The 10998-nt window shown below is 28.2% G+C and carries 9 protein-coding genes; 6 read left to right on the top strand and 3 right to left on the bottom strand.

Annotation, left to right across the window (positions count from 1 at the left end; translation table 11 throughout):
- Positions 1–749 (bottom strand): Cof-type HAD-IIB family hydrolase (locus Q4E08_RS06645; RefSeq protein WP_303129524.1); only part of this gene is annotated, 749 nt, incomplete at its 3' end.
- Between the two features lie 281 nt (positions 750–1030).
- Positions 1031–2329: a branched-chain amino acid transport system II carrier protein gene (gene brnQ, locus Q4E08_RS06640; protein ID WP_303129523.1), complete on the bottom strand. Its 1299-nt coding sequence runs from the start codon at positions 2327–2329 to the stop codon at positions 1031–1033.
- A 378-nt stretch (positions 2330–2707) separates the two neighbouring features.
- Here brnQ and galU point away from each other — a divergent pair, with 378 nt between their 5' ends.
- From galU to Q4E08_RS06610, 6 genes are all read left to right on the top strand, one after another.
- On the top strand, positions 2708–3586 hold the full coding sequence (galU, locus tag Q4E08_RS06635; protein ID WP_303129522.1) for a UTP--glucose-1-phosphate uridylyltransferase GalU: 879 nt from the start codon (positions 2708–2710) through the stop codon (positions 3584–3586).
- 696 nt (positions 3587–4282) lie between these two features.
- A complete protein-coding gene (locus Q4E08_RS06630) occupies positions 4283–5923 on the top strand; it encodes a peptide ABC transporter substrate-binding protein (RefSeq protein ID WP_303129521.1) in 1641 nt (546 codons plus the stop codon).
- Between the two features lie 26 nt (positions 5924–5949).
- On the top strand, positions 5950–6897 hold the full coding sequence (locus Q4E08_RS06625) for an ABC transporter permease (RefSeq protein WP_303129520.1): 948 nt from the start codon (positions 5950–5952) through the stop codon (positions 6895–6897).
- An 11-nt stretch (positions 6898–6908) separates the two neighbouring features.
- A complete protein-coding gene (locus Q4E08_RS06620; protein ID WP_303129519.1) occupies positions 6909–7826 on the top strand; it encodes an ABC transporter permease in 918 nt (305 codons plus the stop codon).
- A 29-nt stretch (positions 7827–7855) separates the two neighbouring features.
- On the top strand, positions 7856–8881 hold the full coding sequence (locus Q4E08_RS06615) for an ABC transporter ATP-binding protein (protein ID WP_303129518.1): 1026 nt from the start codon (positions 7856–7858) through the stop codon (positions 8879–8881).
- Positions 8874–9827: an ABC transporter ATP-binding protein gene (locus Q4E08_RS06610; RefSeq protein ID WP_303129517.1), complete on the top strand. Its 954-nt coding sequence runs from the start codon at positions 8874–8876 to the stop codon at positions 9825–9827. The genes Q4E08_RS06615 and Q4E08_RS06610 overlap by 8 nt, the downstream gene beginning before the upstream one ends.
- Before the next feature lie 115 nt (positions 9828–9942).
- Here the strand turns inward: Q4E08_RS06610 and trpS are convergent, their stop codons facing one another.
- Positions 9943–10947 (bottom strand): tryptophan--tRNA ligase, encoded by a 1005-nt coding sequence (gene trpS, locus Q4E08_RS06605; RefSeq protein WP_303129516.1) that lies wholly within the window; start codon positions 10945–10947, stop codon positions 9943–9945.
- Between the last annotated feature and the right edge of the window lie 51 nt (positions 10948–10998).

Genomic DNA, 10998 nt, shown 5'->3' with positions numbered 1-10998 from the left:
AATAAATCAAGTCCATTACCCATACAAACTCCAATGCCGGCATATCTTATCATAGAAAGATCATTCTCACTATCTCCAATACACATTATTTCATCTTTATTTATATTAAGCATTTCTGATAAATGCTTAACTGCATTTCCTTTTGAAGTTCCTTTTTTCATTACTTCAAAATTATTAAGTCCTGAACTTACAACTTCATATCTGCCAAGACTTAGGAATTCATTTTTTGCTTTTAAAAGTTCTTCATCATTAGCTTCATTATTTACAGCGATAAATTTTAAAATATCTCCTTCAAGCTTTATTAAAGTATCTGTTAAGTCTTTAGATACTATAAATTTAATTTTGTCTTCTTCTGGGATATTTTTATTAGTAATTTTATAAGCATGATTTTCTTTAAACTCAGTAGTAGATATTGCTGTATCATGAGTATTAAAGTAAGCATTAAAACTGTATTTTTTTGATATATTATATATTTCTAAAGATTCATCAAGTGATAATGGTCTTTCATATAAAACATGAGATGATTTTTTTTCTCTTATGTAGGCACCATTAGATGAAATTATAGGTGCATCAATTCCTATTAAATCAGAATAATATTTAGCTGATGTAAATAATCTACCTGTAGTTAAAGCAATTATAATACCTTTTTCTTTAGCTTCTATTAAAGCTTTTTTATTATCTTCTGATACTTGATGATTATTATCTAAAAGCGTTCCATCCATATCAATACAAATTAATTTTATAGACATATAAAAAAACCTCCTTTACTTAAGTTTTGAATAAATTAAATATTATAAATTTACACATTCAAAATTTTATCATTATTAAAAAATAATGTAAAGTTAACTATTTATAACGATTAAATTACAATAAAAGCAATAAATTTAAAAATTATATTAGCAAAATTATATTATGTATTTATAAGAAATATATTTATAAATAAATTCTAAGTTAAAAAATAATTTAATTAATGAAATGAAAAATAAAATTAATATTAAATAAGAAATGATTAAAAAGAAGCTTCTTAAAATTAAGAAGCTTCAATTTCATTTAAATTATTTAAATTAGTTTCATCATTTTTAGATTTAGATCTAAATATTACATATCCTAAAAGGATAGCAACTATTGTTGGAATAAGCCAAGGGAATCCTTGAGCTCCAAGTGGAATAAAGTTTAAGTTTATTCCAGGAATTATTCCGATTACTCCAAAAACTAATGAAGTGTAAACTCCAAGTCTTACAGCATTTATATTAGTTAAGAATTTATCTAATAAAGTTGTTACAATAAGAGTTATAGCAACTGGATATAATATATTAAGTATTGGTCCTGATATTTTTACAATATGATCAACACCAAGAGAACCAATTCCGATACTAATTACTGAAATAATTAACGCATTAACTTTATAAGGTAATTTCCCTTTTGAGATTTCAGTAAAGAATGATGCTCCAGCAGATATTAATCCAATTGAAGTTGTAAGACATGCTAGTCCCATAGCTATTCCTATAATTGCTGGACCAACATTTCCTAAAATATTTTTTGAAATAAATAAAAGTAATGTTGTTTTTGTTGCATCAGCTGGTGCGGCAGTAGCAGTTTGTGCTCCAATAAATGTTAAACCACCATACACAAATGCTAGTCCAATAGCAGCAACTACTCCAGCTTTTATAGTCATAGGAACTAAATCTTTTTGTTTATAACCTTTAGCAATTATATTACCAGATACTATTGCTGCAAAAAGTAATGCTGCAAGAGCATCCATTGTTTGATATCCTTCAAGGAATGAACTTGAAAGAACTGATGTAGCTCCAGTACTTTCAATAGCATCAATTGGAGATATTATTCCTTTAAAAATAATTATAGCTAATATAATAAGTAATGCAGGTGTTAAAAATTTACCTATTAAATCAATAACACTTGATTTTCTAAATATAAAAAATAAGTTTATAGCAAAATATACAACCATCCAAGCTATTGATGGAACTTCTGGGAAAAATGGATGTATAGTTAATTCATAAGTTGTTGCTGCAGTTCTTGGAATTGCAAGCATAGGTCCTATTGCTACAAATAAAAGTGTTGCGAAAATTAAAGCAAACTTAGGACTAATTTTTGAAGCCATTGTTTCAAAAGTACCATCACCTTTTATACATGCAATTATAGCAAGTAAAGGTAGTCCAACTCCAGTTAAGCAAAAACCAATTATAGCAAATATATATTCACTTCCAACCGATTTACCAAGAAACGGAGGGAATATTAAGTTACCAGCACCAAAAAACATAGCAAATAGAGCAAAGCCTACTATTAAAAAATCTTTTGTTCTTTTGTTCATAATTAAAACCTTCCTTTTATAAATTCTTTTTAAAATTAAAATAATATAATTTTATTTTTTAACGTAAAATCAAATATATTTAAAGTTTGTAAACTTTTTATTTATTTACATTTTAATATATCAACTATATTAGCATTAAATTTTATAAAATTCAATAAATAAACTTTGGAAATGATGTAATATAGATTTGATAATGGCAAAAAAATTATCAAATTATCAACAGATAACGTTTAACATTGATGAATAGTTATATAGAAAAATAACTTAATGTTATGATATAATAAATTCGTATTTTTAATAAATTTTATAAATTTAACTTTACTAGGATAATTTTAGTAGATAATATTTAAATTATTGTTCTAAAGAGGGGGATAAATAATGAGAGTAAAAAAAGCAATAATACCTGCAGCTGGACTTGGAACTAGATTTTTACCTGCAACAAAAGCACAACCTAAAGAAATGTTACCAATAGTTGATAAACCAACTATACAATATATTATAGAAGAAGCTATTGCATCAGGAATTGAAGAAATATTAATTATAACAGGTAGAAATAAAAAATGCATTGAAGATCATTTTGATAAATCAGTAGAACTTGAAATGGAACTTGAGAAATCAGGAAAAGATGAACTTTTAGAACTTGTAAGAGATATATCAGATATGGTTGATATTCATTATATAAGACAAAAAGAACCTAAGGGATTAGGTCATGCTATTCATTGTGCTAAAACATTTGTTGGCAATGAGCCATTTGCAGTATTATTAGGGGATGATGTTGTAGATAGCAAAAAGCCATGTTTAAAACAACTTATGGATTGCTTTGATGAATATAAAACATCAATATTAGGAGTTCAAACTGTTCCAGAAGAAGATGTTTCAAAATATGGTATAGTTGATGGACTTCATATTGAAGATAGAGTATACAAAGTAAAGGATTTAGTTGAAAAACCAAAACAAGAAGAAGCACCAACTAATGTAGCTATTCTTGGTAGATATATAATAACTCCACAAATATTTGAAATATTAGAAAATACAGCACCAGGAAAAGGCGGAGAAATTCAATTAACAGATGCTTTAAAAACATTAATTTCTCAAGAAGCTATGTATGCTTATGACTTTGAAGGTAGAAGATATGATGTTGGAGATAAGTTTGGTTTCTTAAAAGCTACAATAGAGTTTGGACTTAAGAAAGATGAGTTAAGAAATCAGCTTTTAGATTATTTAGAAAATAAAGACTGGGAAGAAGTTCTTAAATAAATATAAATTAAAAATATAAACAAAATAAAAAATAATACTTTTAAAAAGTAACATGAATAGAAGGTATAAACTAAAAGCTATTATGAAATAATTATTGATTTATTTCATAATAGCTTTTTTATATAAATAAACAGATAAGTAGAAATATATATTAAAGTTTAATATTTTAATTATTTTATTTAAATATATAGTACTTTTTGATAAAGAATATACATATAAACTATCAATATAAATAATAATGTTTCTAAAATGTTAATTAGAAACAAATTATTAATAAATAGAGGTTTTTTATACATATTTTTACTAAAGTAAAATTACAAATAATCAAAAAATAATAAAATTAACTAACAAATGTTAATTATTAAAAAATCCCGAATAAAACAACCAAAAAATATATAAATATTAGTTAACATTTACATTTACATATTATATATAAAATGGCTATTATCCCTTTAAAATGAAGGATATAGCCATTTTTAAATTTTTAAAAATTTGGATAAGTTTTCAATGGAATATTAAAGAAAAAACGTATAGTAAACGGGTGAAGTACATATGTATATTATATGTGTACATATAACGAAATGATAAAAAAATAAGCATTTATTTAATAATTTATTAATCGTGTTTAAAGTTTACTAAAAATATAAAATTGCTTCTTTAAATTTTTGATAGAATATATAAAAAGGGGGCAGCAGTATGAAAGCTAAAAAAGCAATAAGCACATTTTTAATTAGCGGATTAATAGTAATTTTATTCACAGGGTGTGGAAGTAAAAGTTCTACATCATCTAAAAATTTAAAAAAGTTAAATTTAACAACTGGGGCAATTAAAACTATGGATTCTGTAAAGGCTACTGATTCTGAGTCTTTTAACATATCTCAAAATACTCAGGAAACATTATTAGTATATGATAATGATAAGCCAGTGCCTGGAGCAGCAAAATCTTTTGAAAAGAGTAAAGATGAAAAAACATATACATTTCATTTAAGGGATGGTCTTAAGTGGAGTGATGGAAAAGATCTTACATCAAAAGACTTTAAATATGCATGGATGAGAATGTTAGATCCTAATGTTGCAGCTGGATATTCATTCTTTTTATTTGGTGTAAAAAATGGAGAAAATTATTTTAATGGAAAAGCAAAAGCAGAAGATGTTGGAATAAGAACACCAGATGATAAAACTTTAGTTGTAGAACTTGAAAATCCAATTCCATATTTTTCTCAATTAGTAGCATTTCCAGCTTTAGCACCACAAAGAAAAGATGTGGTTGAAAAGCAAGGTGAAGAATATGGAAGTAGAGAAGAAGGATTAGTATTTAGTGGACCATTTATGATTTCTAATTGGCAAAGAGGAGCTAAAGTTGAATTAGTTAAAAATCCAAACTATTGGAATGCAAAAAACATTAAATTAGATGAAGTAAATTTAACTCAAATTAATGAAGCAAATACACAATATCAAATGTTTTTAAGTGGTCAGCTTGATGTAATGTTTAAGGTTAATGGTGAATACATAAAAGAACTTCAAAAAGGAGTTAGTGAAAATAAATGGGATGAAGTAAGTGGTGTAATGCCAACTGTTTTCTATAATCAATTTAATTTTAAGTCAAATAAAATATTACAAAATACAAAAGTAAGACAGGCTTTATCCATAGCTATAAATAGAGAAGAATATACAAAAGATATATTAAAAAGTGGAGTTCCAGCTTATGGATTAGTTCCAGATGGAATTGTAGTTGGAGACATGAATTATAGAAAAAAAGTTAAAGAACCATTGAAAGAAATAATAAAAGAAGATCCTAAAAAATTATTTGTAGAAGGATTAAAAGAGTTAGGACTTGATCCAGATCCTTCAAAATATAATATAAACTTTTTACTTCAAGGAAGTAGTTCAAGTTATAAAAACTTAGGAGAATATTTACAAAATACTTGGAAAAATAAAATTGGAGTAAATATTAAACTTTCAATACCAGCAGATTTTTCAGATTTCTTAAGAAAAGAAGATTCAGGAGAATTTGATATAGCAATGGCTGGATGGGGTGCAGACTATAATGACCCTATGACTTTCTTAGATTTATATGGGGCAAAAAATGGAAGTAATTATGGAAAGTATAATGATCCTAAGGTTAATAAGTTATTAGAAGAATTACAGACAGAAATAAATATTGATAAAAGGCTTGATATGTATAAAGAAATAGAAAAAATTGAAGTTGCTGAAAATCCAGCAGTAGCTCCAACATATTATTTAGATATACATTCATTCCAAAAGAAATATGTTCATGGAATGCAATATCCAAAGTTTGGTGGAAATTATCAATTAAGATGGGCATATATAGAATAAGCTAAATAAATAAGGGGGCAAAATATATGGTTAGATATCTTTTAAAAAGATTAGGATTAATGATAATAACTTTATTTGTTATAGTATCAGCTACATTTTTCTTAATGAATAGTATGCCAGGAAACCCTGTAAGGGCACAAGCTAAAAAATTACCAGAGTCAGTACTTAAGACTATGGAAGCTAAATATGGATTAGATAAGCCAATTACAGAAAGATATGTGCTATACATTAAGAATCTTGTTAAAGGAGATTTAGGTGATTCTTTTGTAACTCCAGGACTTGGGGTTGGAGAAATAATTAAAGATAGATTTCCAGCATCAGCAAGAGTCGGAGTTCAATCAGTACTTTTAGGATTAGTAGTAGGTGTGTTGCTTGGAATTATAGCAGGATTTAAGAGAAATACAGCAATAGATTATGTAGTTATGTTTATTGCAATACTTGGAGTTTCTATTCCAAGCTTTGTTCTTGCAACTTTAATACAAAGTACTGTAGGAGGAAATAGTGGACTTCCTATTGCAGGTTGGTTTAGTAGTAGTACTCCATTTTTAGAAAGATTTAAGTTTACAATATTACCAACAATAGCATTAAGTTTTAGTAGTATAGCAACTTATGCAAGATATATGAGAACTTCAGTTTTAGATGTTCTTGGACAAGATTATATATTAACAGCAAAGGCTAAAGGTTTATCTTTTGGGGCAATAACTTTTAGACATGTTTTAAGAAATTCTATGTTACCAATAATAACAATACTTGGACCACAAATAGCTACAATAATAACAGGAACTGTAGTTATTGAAAGAATATTTGCTATTCCTGGTATTGGTAATGGATTAGTAGATGCAATATATACAAAGGATTATAACGTGATTATGGGACTGACATTATTCTTTGCAGCTCTTTATATATTATCACTTCTTATGGTAGATATTTTATATAGTGTCGTAGATCCACGTATTAAATTAGAGGGTAAATAGGAGGGGGAAATATGGCTGAATTAACTAGAGAAAAGTTTAAAGTTGTTGGTATAGATAAAAATAAAGCAGAACAAATAGCTAGGCCAAACTTAACATATTGGCAAGATGCTTGGAGAAGGCTTAGGAAAAATAAAGTAGCTTTAAGCTCATTAATTATTTTAATAGTACTTATACTTATGTGTATAATACAACCTATTATTGCAGGTGATAATTATATGGTTCAAAATATAAATGCTATGAACCAAGGACCTTCAGCTTCTCATTGGTTTGGAACTGATAATCTAGGAAGAGATTTATTTGATAGATTATGGATTGGTGGAAGAGTATCATTAATTATTGCTTTTGTTGGTACTTTAATTGAATGTGTAGTTGGAATTATATATGGAGGAGTAAGTGGATATTTTGGTGGAAAAGTAGATAGCATAATGATGAGAATAGTGGAAGTTTTAAGTGGAATTCCATATTTAATTGTTGTTATATTAATAGCTATAAGACTTGGAAATGGTATATTACCTCTTCTAATTGCACTTTGTATAACAGGATGGACAGGTATTGCAAGAATGGTTCGTGGACAAGTAATGCAACTTAAAGAGTCAGAGTATGTTATGGCAGCAAAAACTTTAGGTGCTAGTCCTTTTAGAATTATAATGAAACACATGATTCCAAATACTTTAGGGATTATTATTGTATATATAACTTTTGATATACCAAGTTACATATTTGCAGAAGCGTTTTTAAGTTTTATTGGACTTGGAATTCAACCACCACAAACAAGTTGGGGTGCTATGGCATCAGCTGGACAACAAGTAATGCAATTTTACCCAAGTCAGCTTATATTCCCATCATTAGCAATTGCAATAACAATGCTTGCGTTTAACTTATTAGGTGATGGATTAAGAGATGCTTTAGATCCTAAGCTTAGACAGTAATAATGGTTCTTGATTTGGGAGGTAGAGAGATGTCAAAAGTACTTGAAGTTAAAGATTTAAAAGTAAGGTTTAAAACTTACGCTGGGGTTGTTCAAGCAGTTAGAGGTGTTAGTTTTGATTTAAAAGAAGGAGAAACTCTAGCAATAGTTGGAGAATCTGGTTGTGGAAAGAGTATAACTGCTAAATCAATAATGAGATTATTACCAACACCACCAGCAGAAGTAGATAAAGATTCTAAAATTATATGTAACGGAAAAGATGTATTAAGTTTAAATAAAAGGGAGCTTCAAAGTTTAAGAGGTGGGGATGTAGGAATGATATTCCAAGATCCTATGACTTCTTTAAATCCTACTATGAAGCTTGGGAAGCAAATAATTGAGGTTTTAAATATACATAGAGGATTAAAGGGCGAAGAAGCTAAACAAGAAGCTATTAGGCTACTTAAGCTTGTTAATATTCCGAATCCTGAAACTAGAATAAATCAATATCCATTTGAGTTTTCAGGTGGTATGAGACAGAGAATGATGATTGCAATTGCACTTGCATGTCATCCAAAGGTATTAATTGCTGATGAGCCAACTACAGCACTTGATGTAACTATTCAAGCACAAATAATGGAGCTTATAGATAAATTAAAAGAAAAATTTAAAACAGCTGTTGTATTAATAACTCATGATTTAGGAGTTGTTGCAGAACATTCTGATAAAATTCAAGTTATGTATGCTGGAGTAATATTAGAAAGAGGAAGCGTAAAAGAAATATTTGAGGATGCAAAACATCCATATACATGGGCGCTTTTAAGATCAATGCCTACTCTAGATACAGAGCATAAAGCTGAATTATATTCAATAGAAGGAACACCACCTGACCTTTTAAATCCACCAAAAGGATGTCCATTTGCAGCTAGATGTGAGTATGCAATGGAAATTTGTAAGGAAGAGATGCCAGAAGAAACAAAACTTTCAGAATCTCATAAGGTTAATTGTTGGCTTATGCATGAATATGCTCCAAAGGTTGTATCACCTTTAAAGATAGGAGGAAAAGCTAATGAGTAAAGAAGTATTATTAGAAGTTAAAGATTTAAAAAAGTATTTTAATGTAGGAAAAGGAAAAACATTAAAGGCAGTTGATGGAGTTAGCTTTACTATAAATAAGGGTGAGACATTAGGTTTAGTTGGTGAATCAGGATGCGGTAAAACTACATGTGGTAGAACAATAATAGGTCTTTATGATGTAACTGATGGAGAAGTATTGCTTGATGGTGTTAATATGAGCAAGTTAAGCAATAAGGAAAGAAGAAAGCATGCAAGATTTGCACAGATGATATTCCAAGATCCTTATGCATCATTAAATCCACGTATGACAGTTGGAGATATAATAGCAGAAGGTATTGATATACATAAACTTTATACAGGTCAAGCAAGGACAAATAGAATATATGAGCTTTTAGATCTTGTTGGACTTAATAAAGAGCATGCATCAAGATTTCCACACGAATTTTCAGGTGGACAAAGACAGCGTATAGGAATAGCAAGAGCACTTGCTGTTGAACCTAAGTTTATTGTATGTGATGAACCTATATCAGCTCTTGATGTATCAATACAAGCACAAGTTGTTAATCTGCTTATTGAGCTTCAAAGAAAAATGGATTTAACATATCTTTTTATAGCTCATGATTTATCAATGGTTAGACATATATCAGATAAGGTTGGAGTAATGTATTTAGGAAACTTAATGGAATTATCAGATAGTAATGAATTATATGAAGAGCCACTTCATCCATACACTAAGGCTCTTATGTCTGCTATACCAGTTGCACAATATAGTGAATGTGAGAAAAAGAGAATAGAACTTGAAGGTGAAATAAGTAGTCCTATAAATCCGAAACCAGGTTGTAGATTTGCAAGCAGATGTAAGTTTGCTAAGGATATATGTAAGAGTGAAACACCTATATTAAAAGAGGTTAAGAAAGATCACTTAGTTGCATGTCATTTATATTAATTTTATAAAATAATATAAATTGAAAATTGATTTTAAATAAAGATTTATAGAATTAGTTTTAAATAGAATTAGTTTTAAAAAAAGAAGTTAAAGCATATTGCTTTAACTTCTTTTTTTATCTAGGAATAAATCCAATTTTCTTTTGCATTTTTCTTAAAGTTTTATTAGCTATATATGAAGCTTTATTAGCTCCTTCTTTATATATAGCTTCAAGAGTTTTCTTATCTTTAATAAGTTCTTTAACTTTATCTTGAATTGGAGATAATTCATTAATGATTGCTTCAGCTACATCTTTTTTTAGATCTGCATAACCTTTACCTTCATAATTTTTAACTAAACTTTCAGGTTCTACATTATTTATTGCAGCTAGTATATTAAGTAAGTTTTTAACTCCAGGTTGTTCATCTGAATAATTAACGATTCCGATACTGTCTGTTACAGCTCTTGAAATTTTCTTTCTTATAACATCAGGTGGATCCATTAATAATATGAATGAGTTTGGATTATCATCAGATTTTGACATTTTCTTAGTTGGTTCTTGTAAACTCATTATTTTAGCACCTGTTTTAGGAACATATCCTTCAGGAATCTTAAATGTTTCACTATAATTGTTATTAAATCTTATAGCTATATCTCTTGTAAGCTCTAAATGTTGAATTTGATCTTTTCCAACTGGAACTAAATCAGTTTGATAAAGTAAAATATCAGCAGCCATAAGTACAGGATATGTAAATAATCCTGTTCCTACTGAATTTCCAGCTTTTTTTGATTTATCTTTGTATTGAGTCATTCTTGAAAGCTCACCCACATATGAGTTACAAGTTAAAAGCCATGCACATTCTGAGTGTGCAGGTACATGAGATTGAATGAAAAGAGTATTCTTTTCAGGGTCAATGCCACATGCTAAATATATTGAAAGAAGTTCTAAAGTTCTTCTTCTTAAATCTGCTGGTTTTTGTGGTACTGTTATAGCATGTAAATCAACTACACAGAAATAACAATTGTATTCATCTTGAAGCTTAACCCAATTTTTTATAGCTCCTAGATAATTACCTAATGTAAGATCACCAGAAGGTTGGATTCCACTAAAGATGACTTTCTTAGCATCTTTATTTTCCATAGTGCGTCACTCCTTAATTTTAGTTATATATAAAATTATAGGGGGCATATA

It is taken from the genome of Clostridium sp. (assembly GCF_030532265.1).
Lineage (GTDB): Bacteria > Bacillota > Clostridia > Clostridiales > Clostridiaceae > Clostridium.
Note: the sequence above shows the minus strand (reverse complement) of the source record. Positions and strands in the feature narration are given on the sequence as shown.

Coding starts and splice junctions, on each gene's coding strand:
- brnQ (WP_303129523.1), bottom strand. CDS start 2,329: ATGAACAAAAGAACAAAAGATTTTTTAATAGTAGGCTTTGCTCTATTT.
- galU (WP_303129522.1), top strand. CDS start 2,708: ATGAGAGTAAAAAAAGCAATAATACCTGCAGCTGGACTTGGAACTAGA.
- Q4E08_RS06630 (WP_303129521.1), top strand. CDS start 4,283: ATGAAAGCTAAAAAAGCAATAAGCACATTTTTAATTAGCGGATTAATA.
- Q4E08_RS06625 (WP_303129520.1), top strand. CDS start 5,950: ATGGTTAGATATCTTTTAAAAAGATTAGGATTAATGATAATAACTTTA.
- Q4E08_RS06620 (WP_303129519.1), top strand. CDS start 6,909: ATGGCTGAATTAACTAGAGAAAAGTTTAAAGTTGTTGGTATAGATAAA.
- Q4E08_RS06615 (WP_303129518.1), top strand. CDS start 7,856: ATGTCAAAAGTACTTGAAGTTAAAGATTTAAAAGTAAGGTTTAAAACT.
- Q4E08_RS06610 (WP_303129517.1), top strand. CDS start 8,874: ATGAGTAAAGAAGTATTATTAGAAGTTAAAGATTTAAAAAAGTATTTT.
- trpS (WP_303129516.1), bottom strand. CDS start 10,947: ATGGAAAATAAAGATGCTAAGAAAGTCATCTTTAGTGGAATCCAACCT.